21 protein-coding genes are annotated in these 20,996 nt (G+C 60.5%); 11 read left to right on the forward strand and 10 right to left on the reverse strand.

Annotated elements, in window-relative coordinates; genetic code table 11:
- Positions 1 to 496: 496 nt before the first annotated feature.
- The 6 genes from B0G69_RS37605 to B0G69_RS37630 form a co-directional block, all read right to left on the reverse strand.
- Positions 497 to 1,822, reverse strand: coding sequence for an MFS transporter (locus B0G69_RS37605; protein ID WP_121325164.1), 1,326 nt, complete (start codon positions 1,820 to 1,822; stop codon positions 497 to 499).
- Positions 1,823 to 1,931: 109 nt separating this feature from the next.
- Entirely contained in the window at positions 1,932 to 3,095 is a 1,164-nt protein-coding gene (locus B0G69_RS37610; RefSeq protein WP_121325165.1) for an acetyl-CoA acetyltransferase, read from the reverse strand.
- Positions 3,092 to 3,481 (reverse strand): OB-fold domain-containing protein, encoded by a 390-nt coding sequence (locus B0G69_RS37615; RefSeq protein WP_121325166.1) that lies wholly within the window; start codon positions 3,479 to 3,481, stop codon positions 3,092 to 3,094. Before B0G69_RS37615 ends, B0G69_RS37610 begins: the two co-directional genes overlap by 4 nt.
- Before the next feature lie 13 nt (positions 3,482 to 3,494).
- Positions 3,495 to 4,757: a CaiB/BaiF CoA-transferase family protein gene (locus tag B0G69_RS37620; protein ID WP_121325167.1), complete on the reverse strand. Its 1,263-nt coding sequence runs from the start codon at positions 4,755 to 4,757 to the stop codon at positions 3,495 to 3,497.
- 103 nt (positions 4,758 to 4,860) lie between these two features.
- Positions 4,861 to 5,310 (reverse strand): MaoC family dehydratase, encoded by a 450-nt coding sequence (locus B0G69_RS37625; RefSeq protein WP_121325168.1) that lies wholly within the window; start codon positions 5,308 to 5,310, stop codon positions 4,861 to 4,863.
- A gap of 12 nt (positions 5,311 to 5,322) precedes the next feature.
- Complete coding sequence (locus B0G69_RS37630) at positions 5,323 to 5,799, reverse strand: MaoC family dehydratase (RefSeq protein WP_121325169.1); 477 nt, start codon at positions 5,797 to 5,799, stop codon at positions 5,323 to 5,325.
- A 125-nt stretch (positions 5,800 to 5,924) separates the two neighbouring features.
- Here B0G69_RS37630 and B0G69_RS37635 point away from each other — a divergent pair, with 125 nt between their 5' ends.
- On the forward strand, positions 5,925 to 6,686 hold the full coding sequence (locus tag B0G69_RS37635) for an IclR family transcriptional regulator C-terminal domain-containing protein (RefSeq protein ID WP_121325170.1): 762 nt from the start codon (positions 5,925 to 5,927) through the stop codon (positions 6,684 to 6,686).
- A 419-nt stretch (positions 6,687 to 7,105) separates the two neighbouring features.
- Here the strand turns inward: B0G69_RS37635 and B0G69_RS37640 are convergent, their stop codons facing one another.
- From B0G69_RS37640 to B0G69_RS37650, 3 genes are read right to left on the reverse strand one after another with little or no spacing between them, the layout of a single operon-like run.
- Positions 7,106 to 8,119, reverse strand: coding sequence for a tyrosine-type recombinase/integrase (locus tag B0G69_RS37640; protein WP_121317754.1), 1,014 nt, complete (start codon positions 8,117 to 8,119; stop codon positions 7,106 to 7,108).
- The gene (locus B0G69_RS37645; RefSeq protein ID WP_121317752.1) at positions 8,112 to 9,086 is read right to left on the reverse strand and encodes a tyrosine-type recombinase/integrase; all 975 of its coding nucleotides are present in this window, start codon (positions 9,084 to 9,086) and stop codon (positions 8,112 to 8,114) included. Before B0G69_RS37645 ends, B0G69_RS37640 begins: the two co-directional genes overlap by 8 nt.
- Complete coding sequence (locus B0G69_RS37650; RefSeq protein WP_121317750.1) at positions 9,083 to 10,042, reverse strand: tyrosine-type recombinase/integrase; 960 nt, start codon at positions 10,040 to 10,042, stop codon at positions 9,083 to 9,085. The genes B0G69_RS37645 and B0G69_RS37650 overlap by 4 nt, the downstream gene beginning before the upstream one ends.
- Before the next feature lie 517 nt (positions 10,043 to 10,559).
- Between B0G69_RS37650 and B0G69_RS37655 the strand changes: the two genes are divergently transcribed.
- The 3 genes from B0G69_RS37655 (at position 10,560) to B0G69_RS37665 (ending at position 13,660) form a co-directional block, all read left to right on the forward strand.
- Positions 10,560 to 11,519, forward strand: a complete 960-nt coding sequence (locus tag B0G69_RS37655) for a GlxA family transcriptional regulator (protein ID WP_121325171.1) — start codon at positions 10,560 to 10,562, stop codon at positions 11,517 to 11,519.
- Between the two features lie 123 nt (positions 11,520 to 11,642).
- Positions 11,643 to 12,287, forward strand: a complete 645-nt coding sequence (locus B0G69_RS37660; RefSeq protein ID WP_121325172.1) for a response regulator — start codon at positions 11,643 to 11,645, stop codon at positions 12,285 to 12,287.
- A 26-nt stretch (positions 12,288 to 12,313) separates the two neighbouring features.
- Positions 12,314 to 13,660 (forward strand): MFS transporter, encoded by a 1,347-nt coding sequence (locus B0G69_RS37665; protein WP_121325173.1) that lies wholly within the window; start codon positions 12,314 to 12,316, stop codon positions 13,658 to 13,660.
- Here B0G69_RS37665 and B0G69_RS37670 read toward each other — a convergent pair.
- Positions 13,649 to 14,959 (reverse strand): HAMP domain-containing sensor histidine kinase, encoded by a 1,311-nt coding sequence (locus tag B0G69_RS37670; protein ID WP_241991711.1) that lies wholly within the window; start codon positions 14,957 to 14,959, stop codon positions 13,649 to 13,651. The genes B0G69_RS37665 and B0G69_RS37670 overlap by 12 nt on opposite strands.
- Before the next feature lie 278 nt (positions 14,960 to 15,237).
- Between B0G69_RS37670 and B0G69_RS37675 the strand changes: the two genes are divergently transcribed.
- From B0G69_RS37675 to B0G69_RS37705, 7 genes are all read left to right on the forward strand, one after another.
- Positions 15,238 to 16,212 (forward strand): LysR family transcriptional regulator, encoded by a 975-nt coding sequence (locus tag B0G69_RS37675; protein ID WP_121325175.1) that lies wholly within the window; start codon positions 15,238 to 15,240, stop codon positions 16,210 to 16,212.
- Between the two features lie 63 nt (positions 16,213 to 16,275).
- On the forward strand, positions 16,276 to 16,749 hold the full coding sequence (locus B0G69_RS37680; RefSeq protein WP_241991712.1) for a DUF3331 domain-containing protein: 474 nt from the start codon (positions 16,276 to 16,278) through the stop codon (positions 16,747 to 16,749).
- A 155-nt stretch (positions 16,750 to 16,904) separates the two neighbouring features.
- Positions 16,905 to 17,273 carry a response regulator gene (locus B0G69_RS37685; protein ID WP_121325176.1) on the forward strand — a complete coding sequence of 123 codons (369 nt, stop codon included), beginning with the start codon at positions 16,905 to 16,907 and terminating at the stop codon, positions 17,271 to 17,273.
- Positions 17,274 to 17,359: 86 nt separating this feature from the next.
- The gene (locus tag B0G69_RS37690; RefSeq protein WP_241991713.1) at positions 17,360 to 18,280 is read left to right on the forward strand and encodes an alpha/beta hydrolase; all 921 of its coding nucleotides are present in this window, start codon (positions 17,360 to 17,362) and stop codon (positions 18,278 to 18,280) included.
- Positions 18,281 to 18,331: 51 nt separating this feature from the next.
- Positions 18,332 to 19,378 (forward strand): alcohol dehydrogenase, encoded by a 1,047-nt coding sequence (locus B0G69_RS37695; RefSeq protein WP_121325178.1) that lies wholly within the window; start codon positions 18,332 to 18,334, stop codon positions 19,376 to 19,378.
- Positions 19,375 to 20,094 (forward strand): hypothetical protein, encoded by a 720-nt coding sequence (locus B0G69_RS37700; protein WP_121325179.1) that lies wholly within the window; start codon positions 19,375 to 19,377, stop codon positions 20,092 to 20,094. The genes B0G69_RS37695 and B0G69_RS37700 overlap by 4 nt, the downstream gene beginning before the upstream one ends.
- 46 nt (positions 20,095 to 20,140) lie before the next feature.
- Complete coding sequence (locus B0G69_RS37705; RefSeq protein ID WP_121325180.1) at positions 20,141 to 20,995, forward strand: alpha/beta hydrolase; 855 nt, start codon at positions 20,141 to 20,143, stop codon at positions 20,993 to 20,995.
- Position 20,996: the final 1 nt, after the last annotated feature.

The following is a 20,996-nucleotide window of genomic DNA, read 5'->3' on the forward strand; positions in this document are numbered from 1 at the left end:
TATGAGATCCTGATTCGTGAACAGCGGGCGTCATTCGGGTTGGCTTCGAGGTGCACATGTGCGCCCTCGTCGAGTCCACCATGATAGTGCAGGGTGGCGAACTTGCGACCGAGCCGACTCCGCCAACTCTGTTCATGCTGCGAGGCGAGTCTCTGGCTCAGTTCGGCCGGGAAGTGGCGCGAGGTCGCGGGCCGGTAAGGCGGGTGGTACGGCTCAGTTCGGCCAGGAACCGCCGTTCGACCGGCGCCCCCCCCCCCGGACATTCGAAGGTCCGCTTCGCTCTATTACGGGAAGTTCCATCTGCTTTGACGCCCGCCTGAAGGACCGTCGGGTGTGCACCGATTCGGCAAAGCCAAATCGGCCGCAATTGCGATCTCAGGCGCTGCCGCGATCTACGATCTGCACATCGTTATGCAGTCTTGAAGGCTTCACAAAGTCTGGCTCGAAAACTGCCGTTTGGCGCCATGCACAGGGTACGTTCGTCTGCCTGCTCGAGTCATCGTGCGCGCTGCTGACTCGCACTCCGGCTTGGCGTTGCCCTCGGGACACAAACGAGCAGAGAAAGCATCGATACGGCAAGCACGACTGCAATGACGCCAAGCCCGATGTACAAGCTGCCGGTCATGACCTTGATCTGTCCGATCAACGCGGGACTCACTGCGCCGCCGAACGAACCGATAGAAGTGATCAGCGCCAGTCCGCCAGCGGCCGCTGCACGTCCCAGATAACCGGTCGGAATCGTCCAGAAGAGTCCGAGTACGCTGAATATGCCGACGGACGCAATGGCGAGCAGCACGACCGTTGCCATCAGGTGATGCGCGGCTAACGGCAGCAAAAGGAAAGACGCCGACGCGGCGAAGCCGCAAAGCGCAATGTGCCAGCGACGTTCCATATGCCTGTCCGAGCTGTATCCGACCAGAAGCATTCCAACAGTCGACACGAGCGAAATCGCTCCGCTCGTCCAGCCGACCGAACTAACGGTCTGGCCAGGCATGGATTTGAGAACCGACGGAGTCCACAGAAGCAGTGTGTTCAGGGAGCAAAAGTACGCGAAGTAAATAAAAGCGAGCACGTACACTTTCGGATCGCGCAAGGCTTCCTGGAATGAGCCGCTCTTCGTCGTTCTTGCCGCACGTTCAGTCTCGAGCTCGGAGAGAACAATATTCTTCTCATCATCGTTCAACCAGTTTGCACTGGCGGGACCATCGGACAGGTAGAAGTAGGCCGCGATTCCGCAAAGAATAGCAGGCGCTCCCTCGGTCAGGAATAGCCACTGCCAGCCCCTGTAACCGCCCACGCCGTGCAACTGTTCCATAATCCACCCGGACAGGGGGCCCGCGATGATGCCGCCGACGGGAACCGCGACGACGAAGAGACTCGTCATGCGGCCACGCAACCGATCCGGAAACCAATAGGTGAGATACAGCAAAATGCCCGGGAAGAAGCCCGCTTCGGCCGCGCCGAGCAGAAATCGGAGAACATATAAATGCGTCGCGTTCTGAGCGAACATCAGAAGGCAGGTAACTACACCCCACAAAACCATGATTCGCAGCAACGTGCGGCGCACGCCCGTTTTGTCGAGATACAGATTGCTGGGCACTTCGAATAACACATAACCGACAGAGAAGATGCCCGCTGCAAGCCCGTAGACAGCATCGTTCAGACCGAGATCCTGAAGAAACTGAAGCTTGGCGAATCCGATGTTGAAGCGGTCGATCGTCGCGAGCATATAGCACAGAAGCAGAAAGGGAATGATCCGCCAGGCAATTTTTCGATAGACGGCGCGGTCCGACTCTAAAGCGACTACGGGGGTGGAAGCCATGATTGTCTCCTCTGTCGACCAGAGCGGGCGCCTGGCGCTTACTCCGATCCATGCAAGCTGGTTGCTGTTATCTTCTCGCGCGCCTTCGTGCGACGCGCGTAGTGTTCGTTCAATGGAGCGTTGACGCATTCCCCAGAATGACTGTGCTCTGGCTCGACAATGTGCCTCCATTCCCATGCGCGAGCGCCGTCTCGCAGGCGGGTATCTGCCGCGCTCCTGCTTCGCCGCGAACTTGCCGGACTGCCTCGATGAGCGCGAAAATGCCATACATGCCAGGATGGCAATACGACAGACCGCCACCATTCGTATTGACCGGCAATGTACCGCCGGGCGCGATGTTCCCGTCCATCACGAAAGCGCCGCCCTCGCCTTTCCTGCAGAAGCCAAGATCCTCGAGGAAAAGCAGCGTCGTGATCGTGAAAGCGTCATAGAGCTGGACGACGTCCATGTCGCACGCAGTAAGCCCGGCCATCGCGTACGCCTGCGCTCCCGAGCGCACCGCTCCCGTGGAGGTAAGGTCCTGCATCGAACTGATGTTGTAGTGGCCAAGATCTTCGCCGACGCCGAGCACGAATGCCGGTGCCGCTCGCAGATCGAGTGCCCGTCGCGCGGATGTCAGAATCAGCGCTCCTCCACCATCCGTGACCAGACAGCAATCCCTGACCGTCAACGGGTGGCTCACCATGCGCGAATTCAGGACGGCATCGATGGTCAATGGCTCCTTCTCCCATGCCGAAGGGTTCAACAACGCCCATTGACGCGCCGATACAGCGATGCTCGCGAGTTGCTCACGCGTCGTGCCAAATTCGTGCATATGCCGCGACGCCGCGAGCGCATACGAACTCGCGGTGTAAACCGGGCGATACGGATCTTCGTGCGGGTTCGAATCGGGCTGCGCGACGCTCGCCCGGCCGCGGCTGCGCTGAGTGCTTCCATAGGCAATCAGTGCGACTTCGCATAGACCCGTCTGGATGGCGAAATGCGCGTGCGCCACCATCGACATGAAGCTCGACCCGCCGATATTCGTCGCGTCCTGATGGCGGGGACCGATGCCCAGATACTCACAAAGAGCGAGCGTGGGCATCCTGCTTTGCGAGGTGGTCGCGAACACGCCGTCGATATCGCTCAAAGTCAGCCCGCAATCGCGAAGCGCTCTCGCGGTAGCCTGGCCCATCAGATCGAGTGGCGACATGCCGGCCGCGACGTGGCCGAGATCGGATTCGGCCGCGCCGACGACTGCGCACGCGCCGCGCTTCAATATTGGCTCACTCATGCTTCCTCCAGTTTAAAGGCCGGGTAAGGCACGCCGTCCGCATCGCGTTGCACGCACATACGCACCCGCATTCCGATGTTCACCTCGTGAGCGTCGATGTCATCGATGCGGCTCATCATTCGAAATCCTTCGGCCATATCGACGAGCACGATGTTGTAGGGCGCGTCAGCCTTTGGATACACAACGGTAACGGCGTAGACCGTACCGATGCCTTCGCTCTCGTGCCATTCAAGTTGTTCGTTTCCCGAGCCGGGGGCGATGACGCGAGGATAAAAGAACGCGCGGTTCGTCGAGCTATCGGCCTGATAGGCGAGCACACCCTGTTCGAGAAACCGGCGATAAGTCTGCAGCGGCGATTCGTTTGGCTTTGAGTCGATTGGGTTCATTCGGTCAGCCTCGTCAGATGATTCCGCGGCCTCGATACAAGGCGATCTCGTCGGCGTGGCAGCCCAGAAGGCCGCTCAACACGTCGTCGGTGCGATCGCCGAGCGAAGGCGGTGCGCGCCGATAGGCAGGCGGCGTATCCCGCAGCCTGAGCGGGCTGGCAATAGTCGACGCCATTGCGCCGTCTTCCCTTGGTACATCGACGCGTAACGACCGATGCTTGACCTGCGCGTCTTCGAAGACCTGCCGGTAGTCGTTGATTCGTCCGCAGGGCACGCCATGCGCGTCGAGGTGCCGGATCCACTCCAGCGCACCGCGTTCGAGCATGGTTCGTGCGAGTTCCGGGATAAGTTCATCGCGGCCCGTGATCCGCCCGGTGACTTTGTCCCAGCGTGGATCGGCAGCCAGATCGGGACGTTCGATTGCTTTGCAGTACTGCTTCCATTGCGTATCGTTGCCGACGGCGACGACGATCTCGCCGTCTTTCACCGTGAAGACCTGATACGGAACGAGGCTCGCGTGCGCATTGCCATAGCGATGCGGAGTTTTGCCGCTCGCGAAGAATCCGGTCACCTGGTTGCCGCCGAGCGCGACGATGCAATCAAGCAAGGCCATGTCGATGTATTGACCTCGGTTCGACACCGTGCGGTACTGAAGGGCCGACAGGACGGCGATGGTCGCGTACATGCCGGTGATGACATCCGCGATCGGAATCCCGGCCTTTTGCGGTCCACCGCCCGCAAGGTCATCGCGTTCGCCTGTCACGCTCATCAATCCGCCGATCGCCTGAAACACGATGTCGTAGCCGGGTTTGCCAGCGTCGGGGCCGTCCTGTCCGTAACCGGTGATTGAACAGTAGACGAGCCGCGGATTTATCGCGGCGAGCGTCGCGTAGTCGAGACCGTAGCGCTTGAGGTCGCCGACCTTGTAGTTCTCGATCACCACGTCGCTCTTTGCGGCAAGCTTGCGGATCAGGTCCTGTCCTTCCTGCGTCGAGATATCGACAGTGATCGATTTCTTGTTCCTGTTCGCGGCCGCAAAGTAGGTGGAATCGTGCGCGTCGGTACCGTCCGCGTTTTTGATCCACGGCGGCCCCCATCTGCGTGTGTCATCGCCCGTTCGGGGACGCTCGACCTTGATCACCTCGGCGCCCATGTCGGCGAGGTTCTGGCTGCACCACGGACCCGCGAGCACGCGGGAAAGGTCCAGCACCCGGAGATGGCCGAGGGCGCCTGCCGGCGAGAGATTCGATGCGTGATCCAGCGGATGGTTTTGCATTTCTGTCAGAACAGGTAGGTGCATGTCACGCCGCTCGCGCTAACGATAAACGGCAAGCGGCGCGTGGACGGGTGGGGTGAAGCACGCCGGAGCGCATTGCCTATCAGGCCGGCGCCCAATCTTTCGGAAACTCGACCGTTGCCTCGCCGACCGCGATTTCCTCGCCGCGCTGGTTGAGAACCTGCACGTCGAGCACCGCCCAGCGTCCTTTACGGGTTTCGTTGACCGACGTGACGGTGGCGCGCGGCGTAATCACGTCGCCCGGCCTGACGGGTGCTTTCCAGCGCGTTTCAAGACGACGCTGCACGCCTCCGGCCGGATAAAGCCAGTCGGTCAACATCTTTGTGATAACGCCGAAATTGTTCATGCCGTGCATGATGATTCCGCCGAAGTTGGTCTTGCCGAAATCGCCCTGCATGTACTGATCGTCGAGATGAAGGGGATTGAAATCCAGCGACGCTTCGCAGAATTCGCGAATCGATTCGCGCGTCGGGGAGAACGGCGTACCCTCGATGAGTTGGCCGCGCTGCAAGCTTTCGTATGTCGAATTCATATCGGTTTTTCCTTAGAACGCGCGAATGGTCCAACCACGGCCCGAACAGATCACCTGATCGTGCTGATTGAAGAAGACGTTGTCATGCACCACGAAAAGCCGGTCCCTTTTGATGAACTTGTCGAGCGCGCGTGCCTGAAGCCGGATGACGTCGCCTGGCCGCGCCGGGACGTTGTAGCTCCACGATTGGCCTGCGTTGATAGTGCCGGGACTGCGCATCCAGTCATCGGCTGGCGTGCAGGAGAACATCAGCAGAATGTGAATGGTCGGAGGCGCAATGAGTCCGCCGTAGGGCGTTTGCCTCGCGTACTCCTCGTCGAAGTACAACGGATGCGTATCGCCGATCACGCGGCAAAGCTTTTGTATCGCTTCCTTGGTCAGGGTGTAGGGCAGCGTCTTGCGAGGCTCGCCCGGAATGATGTCATCCCAGGTCTTGCGCAACTCGGCGTCTTTCCAGAAATCTGTCTCGAATATCGTCGGGGCGTTCATAGGTCGGTCGCAGGTAGTTGATCGAAAAAAGCTTAACGGTTACAATGTCCGCTAGGCGGATATATGTGTCCGCCTGATGATCAATTTGCGACTGTTCTGTCTTGTTGTCAAGACTAGGGGAAACCATGGCCACGCCAGATAGCGAGTCATTCGTGCGCACTTTCGCGCGCGGACTCGCGGTGATTGAAGTGATGGGGCAAGGTGCGAGCCGCCAGACGCTCGGGGAAATTGCGGAGCGTGTTGGCTTGCCGCGCACTGCGGTGCGGCGGTTCCTGATGACGTTGATCGATCTCGCGTTTGTCGCGACCGACGGCAAGTATTATTGGTTGACGCCGCGTGTGCTCAGGCTTGGTCTGTCGTATCTGAGTTCGCTGCCCTACTGGCGGGATGCGCAGACCACACTCGAGGAACTGTCTACGCGAGTTCGGCAGTCGTGTGCGCTGTCAGTGCTCGACGGATCGGACCTCGTGTACATCCTGAGGCAGCATTCGAAGCGGATACTCGCAATGAGCCCAACGCTTGGCAGCCGATTGCCTGCGCACGTAGTCTCAATGGGCCGTGTACTGCTCGCGGGTTTGCCGGACGCTGAGCTGGATGCGTATCTTCAGGGCGCCACGCTGCAGCAATTGACGAGCGCCACGCTGACCGACAAAACGATTTTGCGCGAGCGGATTCTCCAGGCACGCGCGCAGGGTTATGCATGGGTCGACGGCGAACTTGACGAGTCGATCTGCGGCCTTGCCGTGCCCGTACGGGACAAGCAAGGAGCGATCATCGCAGCGATCAACATCAGCTTGCCAGCGGGGCAGTACGCGGAAGGTGATGCAATACAGCACTACCTGCCTGAGCTTCGTCAGGCGGCATCTCATCTGAGGGCAGCGTCATAGAAGCAGTCTTTGAGGCTTAAACAAGGCCATTGGTTGGCCGTTGAAAATGTAGGGACTAAGATTGCGCGCTAATCGTCAAGCGCAGCAGTCCGCCATCTTCGGCCTTTTCCGTCGTTCAGCGTGGCGGCGTTCAAGACACTCAACCGGCTGCTTCACCCGCAATCCGGACCTTCGGACTGAGAGGCTGTGGGCGGCGGCAACGGGTCGAAACGGTGAGTTGGTGGATGCAAGAAGCGGCCGTCCCGCTGTGCGGCGCCGTCACCGTCGGCAACCCGCCATATTGCTGACGCCCAAGGGAGCCTTGTCCACCGTCGGCTAAGGCCGATTATGCCAAGTCGTTGATTATGGAAAGTAGCAGGTCGGAACTCGCGTCGAGAGCTGATGGAAAGCGGCAAGCACGAATTCCGGCCTTTGCATAATCACAGCGCCTTCAGGAAGTTGAGCAGCGAGTCAGGTGCCCGATAGCGCGGGACCTTGCTGCCTGGTTCGTGAAGCCTGGCAAGCGCACGTTCCTTCATGTTCAGGTCGGCTTCGACGTAATGGTGTGTCGTGACGGGGCTCTCATGTCCGAGCCACAACGCGATTACGCTGATGTCGACGCCAGCCTGTAGTAGGTGCATGGCCGTGGTGTGTCGGATGGTATGGGGCGATACGTGTCGCTCTGCCAGACCGGGAGAGGAACGGGCTGCGTTCCTGGCAGCCAACGTCAGCCTCAACGCAACATTGGCTCTCGTCATTGCGTGACCGTTCCGATTCGGAAGCAGTGGCGATGTCGGCTGGAATTCCGGATTGACCCGCAACCATGCCCGTGCCGCCTTCACGGTAGAGCGCCAAAGCGGCACACTGCGCTGCTTGCGTCCTTTGCCGCGCAAATGAATGCAGGCAGAACTGTCATCAAGGACCACATCCGCAACTTTCACCCCGGTAATCTCCGAGACGCGCGCTCCGGTGTTGTACATCAGCAGGAACAGAAGGTGATCGCGTTGGCTCAGCCAGGAACCGCCGGGCGTACCGATCACCGTTAGCATCTCCTCGCGCGACAGATAGCTAAATATCGGGCGATCGAAGCGCTTGACCGGAACGCCCAAGGCGCGCTCAATCGCTTGTAACGACGCGACATCGCGGTGCGCGGCAAACTTCAGGAACGACCGCAGCGCTGCCAGACGTGCATTGCGCGTGCGTACACAATTGTGCCTTTGACGTTCAAGGTGATCGAGGAAGGCCATGATCAGTTCCGGCGTCATATCGGCGAGTGCCATCGTGGCTGGCGGCTTGCCCAGGCTCGCCTCTACGAAGTCAAGGAAGAGTACGAAGCTATCGCGATAGGCTGCAATGGTTTGCTCGCTGAGTGCCCGCTGCTGGGTCAGGTATTCGGCGAACCAGGCTTGCACGAGCGCGGCAAACGAAGGCGCTGTCTTAGTTTGCCTATACATTGCCGTCTCCGGCGAGATCGGCGAAACGCTCAAACTTGCCGCCGGCCAAGGCCATCAATTCCGGAACAGCCGTCAGATACCAGTACGTGTAGAAGATCTCGGCATGACCCATGTAGGTCGACAGCGCCAGCATCATCTGATCGATGTCGGTACCCTCGGCATGCCAGAGCATCATGCGTCGCACGGCGAAGGTATGCCGCAGATCATGAAGCCGTGGCGCCGTATGAGCGCCGCGGTTCACCCAGCCAAGGCTATCACGTAGCGAGTTGAAGACACGATGAGCCTGTCGCTCTCCAAGGGGCTGTCCCAGTCGCCGACCACGACTGCTGATCAGAAACGACATGTCAGGGGTATTGGCAATCTGCTGAATGCGTTGCCGTCGGTAGCGCCTTAACGCGGCAACGGTGCCCGGATGGATCGGCAGTTGTCGCGACTTGGCGACCTTGGTCTGTCGAATGGTCAGCATCCCACGCTTGAGGTCGACGTCGGCATCGCGCAAATGAATGGCCTCGGAGACCCGCAGGCCAGTCGAGGCCATCAGGCCGAACAAGGTCTCGTAGGTAACTGGCCGGAGACTTCCCTTTGGATCGAGCCGGCAGGCCGCCGCCAGCAACGCAACGATTTCGTCCTCATGGAAGATATGCGGGGCAACACGTCCCCGCTCAGGACCGAACACCGCTTCCTCCGGGATTTCGGTATCCGGTTCGAACTGCTTCAGGTAGCGGGCGAAGTGGCGAACTATCGCCAACCGGGCCGCCCAGGTCGCCGGCGTGTCACGGTGCCATTTATCCTGCCGGGCCCAATCCGTCATGAGGTCGGCCGTAAGTGGGCCACGGTGATGCCGATCGGCGGCGTAACGGGCGAAACTGGCCAGGAGCGTGTCCCGCGAGCGCAACTCAAATCCCAGGGAGCGCCTCTCGACGAAGTAGTCGTCGATCCGCTGCTGCAAGCTGATGCGCGCGCTCATGATTGACTCCCCGGCCACGGCAGAGCGACTGCCGACAGCTTCGGCGTGTCTAGCTTGGCGTAGATCAGGGTGGTATTGAGCGACCGGTGACGCAGCAGGTCAGCCACTTCCTTGAGCGAGCTGCCGTTCTCGACGAGGCGACAGGCCAGGGTATGCCGAAGTGCGTGGGCAGTGGAGTGCAGCAGACCGCTACGACTGCAGGCCCGCTTGATCACCTTCTGGACCGCCGTCGAGGTAACGGGCTGGTCTCGCCCTGCTACTCGCCGGACAAAGAGGGCCGGGTGGCTGGTCGCTGGACGTTCGTGTTGCAGATAGTCAGCCAGCGCCTGCCCGCATGCCATCGGCAACGGCATGACGTCCTGGCGCAGCGACTTCGTGCCTCTCAACGTCACAGTGCCTTCGCGCCAGTCGATGTCGCGGATCATGAGATGTGCGATCTCGCCAGAACGCAACCCCATGTCCAGTGCCAGCCGGACCATCGCATAGCTACGCTTCGGCCAGCGCCGAGCGCCTGCAACGGCGCCCAGGAGGCGGATAACTTCTTCTGGCTTGAGCGCACGTGGCAGGGATGCCAGCTTCCAGTGGACCGGATTCAGAATGACGGTGGAGAGCTTGCCGGGTTGGTCTCCGCAAACGGTCCGGTAACGCAGATAACTACGTAACGTTGCTGCCAGATGGGAGGCATAAGAAGCCGAGCCGCCTGCTCTCAACTGCGCCGAAAGAAACTGGCGAACATCGTCGGGGCGCACCTTTCTGAAGTCGATAGCGCACCGCTCGAATCTGTCTCGCAAGAGCAAACCGACAACACGAAGTCGGTTCTTACGGGTCTCGGCTGCCAGTCCCCGTACATCGCGCAGATATGCATCGTAGCGATGCAATTCGGCAGTAATGTGCGGTGGGAATGATGCAAAAGACGGCGCGTTGGACTTGGCCGGGTACAAACGGGTTGGCTTCATAACGGTCCCCTCAGGTGGAACCGTTACTCCAGATCATCGCTGAGATTATGTCGAGTTCGTGGGGCGTCACCTGCCGCCACACCCTGTGATTACCGGTTCGTGCCGCCGACCAGCACAGCTACTTTCCATAATCAACGACTTGGCATAATCGGCCTTATGCGAAGCTTTCCATAAGGCCGAACTCCTGTCCTCGAGAAGCCGGCTTGGATGGCTTGATCACTCCGTTACCAGTCGTTGAACCCCTGACAGCGCGACCGGCGGCAGTGGGTCGATTTTGTGCGATCGCTGTAGGCCCGGGTTCGGCCAAAATGCGACGCTCACGCATGCAAGTAGAATCGTCAACAATCGGCTGAACGCACCAATGGCCTTTTCAAATTGGCGAGGTGGATCGATGACGGTTTTCCTGTAGCATCACAGCCTACCCGGCAACCATGCTGCGGCCAAGTCGGTGTGTTCCCATTATTGTGTTTCTCGGCATCGTCTGCTCGCTCGTCGATGCTTCTCCCATGAGGCTTGTATGCGTCGCATCGGACTTGTCGTCGTCCCGCAATTCCAAGTGGTGAGTCTGCTTGTGTTGTCAGTGTTTGAAATCGCTAACCTTAGTGCGGGGCGGCCTTTATATGAAGTGAACGTGATTTCCGAGGACGGAGGGCCAGTCGAAGCGTCGTTTGGCATGCAGGCGTCGACCAAGCTAGCCCAAGCGCTGGACTACCACACTGTATTTGTGGGTGCCTCCCTTGCCACGCCGCCGCTTAGCGACCGCATGCGCGAGCTATTGCTTCATTTTTCGAGCAAGACTGAGCGAATGGCGTCTATCTGTCTCGGCGCGTTCCTGTTGGCCGAAGCCGGCCTGCTCGACGGCCGACGGGCGACCACGCACTGGGCTGCCGTCGACCGATTGAGGGATCGCTACCCTACCGTGTCGGTCGTAAAAGATTCTATTTTTGTGCGCGATGGCGCGCTCTGGAGTTCGGCTGGCATGAGCACGGCCATCGACATGGCGCTTGCGATGCTGGAGGACGATTTCGGCGCGGATGCCGCAATGCAGGTAGCGAAAGAGATGGTCCTCGAACGATGGCGCCGTTCGGGATCGCAGCCGCAATTGTCCGTTCTGCTCGAACATCCGGCGCGCACGAACCGGATACATGACGTGATCACGCACATACGCGCGAACCTTAGCGCGGACCTGGCCGTCGAGAAACTGGCGGAAGTGGCCAAGATGAGCAAGCGTCAGTTCACGCGACGCTTCAACGACGAGACTGGGTTGTCTCCTGCCAAAGCGGTCGAGCGGATCCGGGTCGAAGCGGCCAGGGACCTGGTGACGAGTTCGTCCTGGACTATCGACACGATCGCTCGGGAGACCGGCTTCGCAGATCCCGAACGCATGCGGCGATCGTTTGTCCGCATGTACGGGGAGCCACCGCAGGCGTTGCGGCGTCAGGTCCGGCCCGAGTCGGAGGTCACGGGCACCGACTGAAGCGCATTGCAGCGTTTCCTTGCAGTCTCCACACAACATGGCACAAAAGGAGGGAACTGCGTCCCGCCACCAACTTTCTTTGTCAATACAATCCCTAGTTGACGATGATCGTGGCGGGCGAAAATGTTAGACGCGGAAGAAAACATCGATGCTATACCCGTCGTGTACGTAGTCGACGACGATCCAGCGATGCGCGCGTCGCTCGACACACTTCTGCGTTCCGTCGGGCTGCGCGTGGTGGCATTTCCCAGCACCGCCGAGTTCCGGGCGGCTGACCGGGAAGATGTCGCGAGCTGCCTGCTGCTTGACGTTCGCCTGCGCGGCGAGAGCGGCCTGGTATTCCAGCAGCAGACTGAGAGCCGTCCAGCCATCCCAATCGTGTTCATGACAGGATTTGCCGACGTGCAAGTGTGTCGTGCGGCTATGAAGGGCGGCGCGGTCGATTTTCTGGTCAAACCTTTCGCGGACCAGGAACTGATCGACGCCGTCAACTCGGCTTTATCCTCCGACGACAAGCGTCGAACCCGAAACAACGTGCGCGACAAGCTTCAACAATCCTTCGCCCTTCTGACGCGCCGCGAGCGCGAGGTGCTCTCGTATGTAATAAGCGGCGCGCTGAACAAGCAGATTGCTTCCTACCTCGGGCTTAGCGTGATTACCATCAAACTGCATCGCGCTTCTGTGATGCGCAAGATGAAGGCTTCTTCGCTTGCCGATCTGGTTCGGAAATCCGAGGCGATCGGCGTGCAAATGCCGGTTACGCATTAGACACCGTGACATAGAAGAACCCGAGCATGGATATTCACCCGCAAAGCGTGCATGTGCAATTCGGCAAATTAGGCGAGGCGTCGTCTGCAGTCGCTGGCTCCAGTCTCGACAGAATGCAGATATGGGCTCTCGTGGCCGCGAACACTTTCGAGTTCTTTGACTTCTTCATGTACACGACGCTCGCCGCTTATATCGGGCGCGCGTATTTCCCTCCTGGAGCATCAATAAATAGCGCCTTGCTTCCCTTCGTGATTTTTGCAGTCGGCTATCTGTCGCGGCCGGTGGGCGGCATTGTCATCGGGCGCTATGCCGATACGCGCGGGCGCAAGCCTGCAATGTTGCTGACCGGAACGCTCATCACGCTCGGCGCGATCGGAATCGCCCTCACGCCGGCGTACGAAACGATCGGCGTATCGGCCGCATTTCTGATCCTTGCGTTCCGTATGCTTCAGGGCCTGGCAATCGGCGGAGAAATGGGGTCGTCGAGCGCACTATTGATCGAGCGCAGTCAGGCGGGGAAAACTGGGCTTTATGGTGGCTATCAGATGGCGGGACAAGGCATCGCGATGATGGCCGCTGGCGCCTGCGGGTTAACACTTTTCATCAAGCTACCGGCGTCGCTGCTTCTCGACTGGGGCTGGCGCCTGCCGTTCGCGCTAGGCGCGGTCCTCGTTCCTGTTCAACTGTTCTTGCGCAGATCGATCGACGAGCCCGCCGCAATTGTCAAACGCACCGCTGCCAGCAAGATAAGTGCACGCGATTGCGGTATGCCGCTGGTCCTTTCCTCGCTGTTGATCCTGGGTGGAACGGTACCGACTTACATCGTGATCTACGTCACGAGCTTCGGCCTGAGTGGACCGGCACCTTCCGCAACAGCGTCGTTTGTCACGACCGGCGTCACGGGCGCTGTCACGGTGGCGGCGTCGATAGCGGGCGGCGCGCTTGCGGACGTCGTTGGCTTGAATGCCGTGATCATCGCATCGCGCGCTGCAACCGCGCTCGTCGTCTATCCCGCTTTCGCCGTCGTCGTCTCGCATCATTCGGAGATCGTGTCGATGCTCATGATTGCGTTGATTGCGGGCCTGTCCGCGCTCGGCGGAGGCCCGACAATCGCGCTGATCCTACAAAAGTTCAGACCGGACCACCGCGCAACCGGCCTTTCGCTCGCGTATGCGACAGGTGTCGGACTTTTTGGCGGTACGGCGCCGCTCGTCGCATCCACTCTGACCCGCTGGAGCGGCAACGCGCTCGCGAGTGCATGGTATGTGATGGCTGCAGCGACTTGCGCCGTGATTGCGCAACTTCTGCTGGCGAAGTGGCGAAGCTACCCGTTGCACCCGTCGCAGGAGCCGGAGCGCGTGTCAACCGGTTAGCTGCGAAGAGTCGGAACAGGTCGGCAATGTAAAGCCGAAGCAGGTGCCCGAGCCAGGCTCACTATGTGCCCAGATGTGCCCACCATGCGCCTCGACTATGGAGCGCGCGACAGGCAGGCCCATGCCCATGCCGTCGGCCTTGGTCGTGAAGAAGGGCTGGAAAAGTGCATCGATCCGGGCCGGGTCGATGCCCGGGCCGGTATCGCGCACCTCAAAAACGATTTCATTCGCGCCCGGCTTGACGGTTACCGCGAGTGTACGTCCGCTGGATGGGCCCGAATCGATTGCGTGAATTCCGTTCAATAGCAGGTTCGCAAGCACCTGCTGGATTTGGAGCGGGTCGGCGAACACGTGGACCTGGGGATCGGCATCACTGACAACACGTATTTCTTTTGCGTTGGCCTCGGGTGATATCAGGAACAACGCGGCATTCACCGATTCCACCGCCGGAAACCGTACCGATTGCACCGGCACCTTTCCGACAAAGCCGCGAATCTTGCGGCAGATCTCGCTTGCGTCACGCGCCCAGCGCGCGGCATCTCGGATTGCGGTGACGGCTTCCCCGACGTCTGGCGTATCGCGTGTAAGCCAGCGCAACGAAGCATCGGCGGAAGCACGGGTGGCCGACAATGGCTGACTGATCTCATGAAGGATCGACGCCGATACTTCACCGAACAGCGATACGCGGGAGGCTCGCGCCATTTCTGCGCGCATGGCCTCGAGCCTATCGCTATTTTCCTTTTGCTCGGTGACGTCGAACGCGTAGAAATGAAGCCGCCGATAGCCTTCCTCGTCTTTTGGAAGTGAGCAGCGCCAGACAATCGGCACGGTGCGCCCCGCGAATGTGACCAGCGTGCGTTCGCCCTGACATGCAGTCTTATTTTCGAACATGGCACGAAACACCGCGCTGTTGCTGATCCGGTCGGCCGGCAACAGAACCTTCACACGTTCGAAGAACTGGTCCCTCGATTGCGCTTCGAAGAGACTGACCACCGCATCGTTGGCGTCGACGAACGAGTGCAGCGCACGCAGTTGCGACACGGCTTCGGGATGTTCGTCGAAATAGCTGTCGATACTCGTGATGCCCGATGCATGCAGATTCTTGATGGCCCGATAGATGCGCGACCAGTCCTCGATCAGGATGGGAATCGGCGCTGACAGAAACAGGTTGTCTTCTGCGGGCCGAACAGGTTCGGGGTGATCGGAACGGGTGACATCGTGTGCCGGTAGTGGGCGCGTTGTGTTCATAAGAAACCTGGTGCCTGGCGCAGTGCTGGTGGTGAAAACATGAAGGTCCAACTGACGGGCCGGAGTATCTATCCGTCATTCGATGTAGCGACAACTATACCCGAGGGCAGGTGTCCTGCCCGGTTACTAATCGCTGCGAATGCGGGCGGTACATCGGCCGGTTGCGTGCTTTTCGGCTGACGCAACGTACGGTGAAGTAAGCTGCGGGCGCTGTTCCAAGCTAGACCTTGGTATAGCAAGCGGTCGACTACGGGCTGATAGAGCGAGAGGCATCGTTGCACTAGACTTTAATCCAACAGGGAATCAGTCGAGCAACCGTGGAGATCAGCATGGACCGTGTTCTACACGCGATGTCAGTATTTACGCATGTCGTCCGTCGGGGCAGCTTTACCGCCGCGGCGGGCTCGCTCGGCATTACGGCGGCGTCTGCCAGCACGCTCGTCCGGCAACTCGAAGCGCGGCTCGACGTGATGTTATTGCAGCGCTCGACGAGGTCCATGTCGCTGACCGCCGAAGGATCGCAGTACTACAAGCACTGCGTGGCCATTCTGAGCGAGATGCGGGAGATGGAAGAGCATCTGAGCGGCGCAAGCCGCCTCGTGCGCGGCCGCTTGTCCGTTGAAGTCGATCAGGAAGCAGGCTCAGTGCTGCTGCCGACACTCGTGGAATTCAGATCCCTGCACACACAGCTCGACCTGCGCATTGAAGTGGGGGGCGAAGGCGAACGGCTAATCGACCAGGGAATCGATTGCGCGATCGTAATCGGCCACCTTCGTGATTCGTCGCTGCAGTGCAAACGAGTGGGATCTTACCAGGCGGTCACCGTGGCGAGTCCCGCTTACCTGAGGAAGAACGGTGTGCCACGCCAGGTCGCGAACCTGCATGACCACGAATTCGTGCACTACGCGCCAAGACGCTCCGGCGGCGCCCGGCATCCACGCTTCAATGGCGAAGCAGGAACGCAAACGCTCAGACTGGCTGAGCGTACTGTTGTCGGCGACGTGCACACGGTCGTCAACTACGCGACGCGCGGACTTGGGCTTGCGCAGGTCGGCTTGCCGCTGGTCAGCCGGCTGATCGAAGCGGGCGAGCTGGTTGAACTGCTGGCATATGCAAGGCCAGCCGCGCTGCCGATTGTAGCTATCTACCCGCAGCGGCGGCATGTGCCGATGTCTTTGCGCGCATTCATTGAATGGGCCACGAGCCGGTTCGAAACAGATATGCCCACGCGTTCGCAGCAGACTTCCATTGACGCGAGCGAATGGAATCCATCGCGAGAGATCGGGCATGCGGCGGCTGCCTGACTCGCGCGGAGCAATCCGGGTCGGCGCGACTCGGTGCTTTTTTCGACGCTATACGAGGTGCGAATGATGCAAGCAACATATCCCGGAAAGGACGTGATCGAAAGCGCCCTGATGCGCCTGCTCGATCCGTCGAGGACGACGGGGGTATGCCAGACCACGATGGAGCGGCTTCGCGCAAGCGACACACGCGTAGGCACGACGACGCTGGCGGGCGCGGCGCGCGAAGGCATGGGCCGCTTCGCCGCGCGGGTCCAACTCGTTGAGTTTCTATCCAGCTCGACGGTTAGCTTGAGTTGGAGCGACCCGCTTGTCGGTCACATGGCGGAACAGGTCTGGCACTCCGTGACCGCGCGCAGGCGGTCCTTGTGCGCAGTGACAGGCGCGCCGATCAGACCGGGTGATCGCGTCTACCAGCCGCGCGTACGTGGAAGGAACGTGCCTTGTAACTCAGATCGGATGATCCAGGCAGTGGTGATTCACGCGTTACCTTGCGCAACGTCCGCTGGAGAGAAAGCGCTTTTGGGTGCTGCGGGATGACACGGCCGCGGCGTCCGGAAAGCGAACGCCTCGACGGGTCCGACGCAACCATACCAGAAGATAGTTGTGGCTAAGAGCATCCTACAGATAGTCTGCTGGGCACAAGTACGCTTTAAGACTCGGACCCGCGAGCTTGGCGTCACTAGAGAGAATTCGTGGCCGATAAGACTGTTTGCATTATTGACGACGAGCTGTCGGTCAGGCGGTCGTTGGAGTCGCTCGTCCGTTCGATGGGAGGCGAGGCGCGCGTGTACAAATCGGCCGAGGCGTTTCTGGCAAATGGCCGCGACGCGCCGTTCGATTGCGTCGTGTGCGATATCCAGATGAGCGCCATGACCGGCATTGAACTGCTTGCACGGTTACGCGCCGACGCTTGCGAAGCGCCTTTTATCTTCGTGACCGGATATGTCACTGCGCGCCGCCGGCAGGAAGCCTTTAACCACGGCGCGTTGTGCGTGCTTGAGAAGCCGCTGGATCCCGAAGAGCTCGCGCAATGGATCGACAAAGCGCTGACCGGCAGGTGACCTGCCTGGCGTAGCGGTAGTTCGAAACAGGCAGGATACCGAGTGGTTTAGACACTGCGGCGTGCAGAGCAGGTGATGTTCTTCGATTGACCAACATCAGCAAATGTCGATTTCGCAGTTCGTTCAGAAGGGACACAAAATCTATGGCTAATGTATCGCCGGGCAGTGGAGCGCAGACTCAGTTCATCGAAGTGGAGGGTCGGCGTCTTGCCTATCGCAGGTTCGGTAGCGGAATGCCGCTCGTGCTTTGCGTGCGCTTTCGCGGAACGATGGACTCATGGGATCCGCTGTTTCTCGACAGTCTCGTCGCTCGGGGTTTTGAAGTTACGATTTTCGATTACAGCGGCCTCGGGCAGTCCACTGGCGAGCGTACCTACAGCCCGGCATCGCTCGCGAAGGACGCGATCGATCTTATTGTCGCGCTGAGGCTCGGCAAAGTAGTAATCGGTGGATGGTCGGTCGGCGGCATGGCCGCCCAGATCGTCGTGGCCAAGGCGCCTGAACTGGTCAACCACGCGGTGCTCATCGCCACCACGCCGCCGGGGCCGCTCGTCAAGCCGGGTGAGGCGATCTTCTACACGATGGCCAGGCGCGAGAACGACTTCGAGGATTTCGTCGCACTGTTCTTCGAACCGGCATCCCCCACTAGCCGTGCAGCGGCCGCACGATCGGCGCAACGGCTTGCCGAACGCACGAGCGATGTCAGCCCCGCAGTGCCGTTCGAGTGGGCAGCACAACAACTCGGCGACGGCCCGAAGAACCCCGTGTTCCCCGCAGATGCAGTTCTGCAGGCCCTGAAATCCACATCGATTCCCGTACTTCATCTCGGCGCGGATCATGACATCGTATTTCCGGTTGAGAACTGGTACGCACTGAACGGCCAGCTTCCGACCTTGCATCTTGTGACGTTGCCGCGCACCGGGCACGGGCCTCAGCTCGAGTACCCCGAGGCATCGGCCGGTCATATCGCCTCATTTGTTCGAGCCCACGCGCAGGCCAACGCCTGATCGCGTGTTTCTATCTCCGTGAGTTTTTAATTTTCAAGTGAAGAACAAGAGATGAGCCTCCAATCGACTTATCGAGCCGCAGTAGTCAAGGCGCCCGGCCAGTTGCAACTCGTCGAGCGGCCAATTCCGCAACCGGTTCGCGGACAAGTGCGAATCCGCGTCGAAGCCTGCGGCGTGTGCCACTCCGACAGTGCAACCGTCGAGCGCGAAGTCCCTGAAGACGCTCAACCTCGCGTGCCCGGTCATGAAGTAGTGGGCCGCATCGAGGCACTGGGCGAAGGCGTCGAGGGCTGGAGCATAGGTCAACGGGTCGGGGTGGGATTCCTCGCCGGCGAAGATCGCAGTTGCCCGTCGTGCCGGCAAGGCGACATCGTCAACTGTCAGAACCCGGTCATTACCGGCATCACGACCGACGGCGGATACGCGGAAATCATGCTGGCCGAGGCGCGCGGCCTGGTCCGCGTGCCCGACGATCTGATCGCGGCCGAAGCTGCGCCGCTGCTGTGCGCCGGGCTGACTACCTTCAATGCGCTTCGCAATGCCGGTGCGAGGGCCGGTGACGTAGTGGCGATCCAGGGCCTCGGCGGCCTCGGACATCTCGCCGTGCAATTTGCCCGCAAGATGGGCTTTTACACGGTCGCGATTGCGCGTGGCGCGGATAAGGCGGAACTGGCGTTGCAACTTGGCGCGCATCGCTACATCGACGCCAAAGCCGAGGACGTGGCGGCGGCGCTGCAGGGGCTGGGCGGCGCGAAGGTGGTGCTCGGTACGGCGCCCAGCGGTACCGGCATGGCGGACACCGTTCGCGGTCTGGCGCCGCGAGGCAAGCTGGTGGTAGTCGCTGTGCCGGGCGAGCCGATCGCTGTAAATGCCGTCGACCTCGTATTCGGCGGACGCACCGTGGTGGGCGCATTGACCGGCACGGTGACTGATAACGAGCAAACGCTGGCATTTGCCCAACTGCAAAACATTCGTCCGCTGATCGAAACTTTCCCGCTCGAGCAGGCGCAGGAAGCCTACGACCGCATGATGCGCGCCGACGTGCGCTTTCGTGCGGTGTTACTCATGAATGTCGATAACACAGGAGTTAAAGCATGAACGCGGTTGCTCAATCCATCATCGAGGCCCATGGCGGCCTCGCGCAGTGGCGCAAGTTCAGTACGGTCCGCGCCGATCTCGTGCAGGGCGGGGCATTGTGGGCTCTCAAGGGCCACGCAGGCACCCTGGATCGCACGACGGTGACGGTCGCAACCGACCGCCAATGGGCGTCGCACGCTCCCTTTGGGGCGCTCGCGGCACGCAGCGACTTCACCGGCAGCCGTGTCGCTCTTCTGGACCAGGGCGGCGAAGTCATGGCCGCTCACGACGATCCGCGCGCCTCATTCGAAGGCCATACGCTCGAAACACCGTGGGACGCTCTGCAACTCGCGTTCTTCGCGGGCTGCGCGATGTGGACCTACCTCAACACGCCGTTCGTGCTCGCCTGGGACGGCGTGGAATGCGAGGAGCAGGGCGCATGGAACGAGCAGGGCGAGGAGTGGCGCAAAATTGCCATTCACTATCCGGCTGGCCTCGAAGTGTTCAGCAAGGCGCAGGCAATCTACGTGGGCTCGGACAAGCTGGTCCGCCGTCTCGACTACGACGTCGAGATTGCGGGCAATACGCCGGGCGCGCACTACGTCAGCGACTACACGACTGTCTCCGGAATCCATTTTCCGACGAAGCGTCGCATCTATCCGAGAACGCCCGACGGAAAGTCATTGTCCGAGCCGCTGGTCGTCTCCATCGACTTGCATGACATCACCCTGAGCTGACATCGAACAACACGAGGCGTTGCTTGCGCCTTCGGAGAAGAGAACCATGACTGCAATGACTTCATCGAACGCCGAGACGCGTTATGCCGACGTGTCTGGTCTGCGTTATGCTTATCGCCGCTTTGGCAATCGTAACGGCGGCCTGCCGGTTATCTGCCTGCAGCACTTCACGGGTACCCTGGACAATTGGGATCCCGCCATCGTCGACGCCCTCGCGGAAGACCGCGAAGTCATTCTCTTTGAGAATGCGGGCGTCGGTCGGTCGAGTGGCCATGTGCCGACCACGATTGCGCAAATGGCGCAACATGTGATGCGCTTTGTCGACGCGTTGTCGCTCGCACGAATCCACATCCTGGGTTTCTCGCTGGGCGGCTTCCTCGCGCAGGACATTGCAATCGCGAGACCCGCACTCGTCGAGCGCCTGATCATCTCCGGCAGCGCCCCGGAAGGCGGTGCGGGCGCTGGAATGGACCGCCCCGAACTCCTCGCGATCTATACCGACGGCGACATGCCGCCGAACGAGAAGCTCAAGCGGCTCTTTTTCCCCGCAACGACGGACGGGCAGGCCGCAGCCGAGGCATTCGTCGGTCGCCTGGAAACCCGCAGCGCGGAGCGCGACGTTCCGGCAGGCGCGGAGGTCGCCACGGCGCAGCTGCAGGCCATGATCGCGTGGGCTAACTGGAACGGCGACGTAAGAGAAAAGCTGGGCAGGATCGCGCATCCGGTTCTCGTCACGAACGGCGATAACGACATCATGATCCCGACTGCAAATAGTTTCGCGCTGGCGGAAGGCCTCCCGAATGCGACGTTGATCGTCTATCCGAATTCGGGGCATGGCGCGCTGTTTCAGTACGCGCAGAGCTATGTTGCTCACGTCCGGGAATTCCTACGCGGAGCCTGAC

The sequence above is a fragment of the Paraburkholderia sp. RAU2J genome (assembly GCF_003634845.1).
GTDB classification, from domain to species: Bacteria; Pseudomonadota; Gammaproteobacteria; order Burkholderiales; family Burkholderiaceae; genus Paraburkholderia; species Paraburkholderia fynbosensis.

Coding starts and splice junctions, on each gene's coding strand:
- B0G69_RS37655 (WP_121325171.1), top strand. CDS start 10,560: ATGCGTCGCATCGGACTTGTCGTCGTCCCGCAATTCCAAGTGGTGAGT.
- B0G69_RS37660 (WP_121325172.1), top strand. CDS start 11,643: ATGTTAGACGCGGAAGAAAACATCGATGCTATACCCGTCGTGTACGTA.
- B0G69_RS37675 (WP_121325175.1), top strand. CDS start 15,238: ATGGACCGTGTTCTACACGCGATGTCAGTATTTACGCATGTCGTCCGT.
- B0G69_RS37625 (WP_121325168.1), bottom strand. CDS start 5,310: ATGAATTCGACATACGAAAGCTTGCAGCGCGGCCAACTCATCGAGGGT.
- B0G69_RS37665 (WP_121325173.1), top strand. CDS start 12,314: ATGGATATTCACCCGCAAAGCGTGCATGTGCAATTCGGCAAATTAGGC.
- B0G69_RS37645 (WP_121317752.1), bottom strand. CDS start 9,086: ATGAGCGCGCGCATCAGCTTGCAGCAGCGGATCGACGACTACTTCGTC.
- B0G69_RS37695 (WP_121325178.1), top strand. CDS start 18,332: ATGAGCCTCCAATCGACTTATCGAGCCGCAGTAGTCAAGGCGCCCGGC.
- B0G69_RS37650 (WP_121317750.1), bottom strand. CDS start 10,042: ATGAAGCCAACCCGTTTGTACCCGGCCAAGTCCAACGCGCCGTCTTTT.
- B0G69_RS37620 (WP_121325167.1), bottom strand. CDS start 4,757: ATGCAAAACCATCCGCTGGATCACGCATCGAATCTCTCGCCGGCAGGC.
- B0G69_RS37615 (WP_121325166.1), bottom strand. CDS start 3,481: ATGAACCCAATCGACTCAAAGCCAAACGAATCGCCGCTGCAGACTTAT.
- B0G69_RS37610 (WP_121325165.1), bottom strand. CDS start 3,095: ATGAGTGAGCCAATATTGAAGCGCGGCGCGTGCGCAGTCGTCGGCGCG.
- B0G69_RS37700 (WP_121325179.1), top strand. CDS start 19,375: ATGAACGCGGTTGCTCAATCCATCATCGAGGCCCATGGCGGCCTCGCG.
- B0G69_RS37635 (WP_121325170.1), top strand. CDS start 5,925: ATGGCCACGCCAGATAGCGAGTCATTCGTGCGCACTTTCGCGCGCGGA.
- B0G69_RS37605 (WP_121325164.1), bottom strand. CDS start 1,822: ATGGCTTCCACCCCCGTAGTCGCTTTAGAGTCGGACCGCGCCGTCTAT.
- B0G69_RS37680 (WP_241991712.1), top strand. CDS start 16,276: ATGATGCAAGCAACATATCCCGGAAAGGACGTGATCGAAAGCGCCCTG.
- B0G69_RS37630 (WP_121325169.1), bottom strand. CDS start 5,799: ATGAACGCCCCGACGATATTCGAGACAGATTTCTGGAAAGACGCCGAG.
- B0G69_RS37640 (WP_121317754.1), bottom strand. CDS start 8,119: ATGTATAGGCAAACTAAGACAGCGCCTTCGTTTGCCGCGCTCGTGCAA.
- B0G69_RS37705 (WP_121325180.1), top strand. CDS start 20,141: ATGACTGCAATGACTTCATCGAACGCCGAGACGCGTTATGCCGACGTG.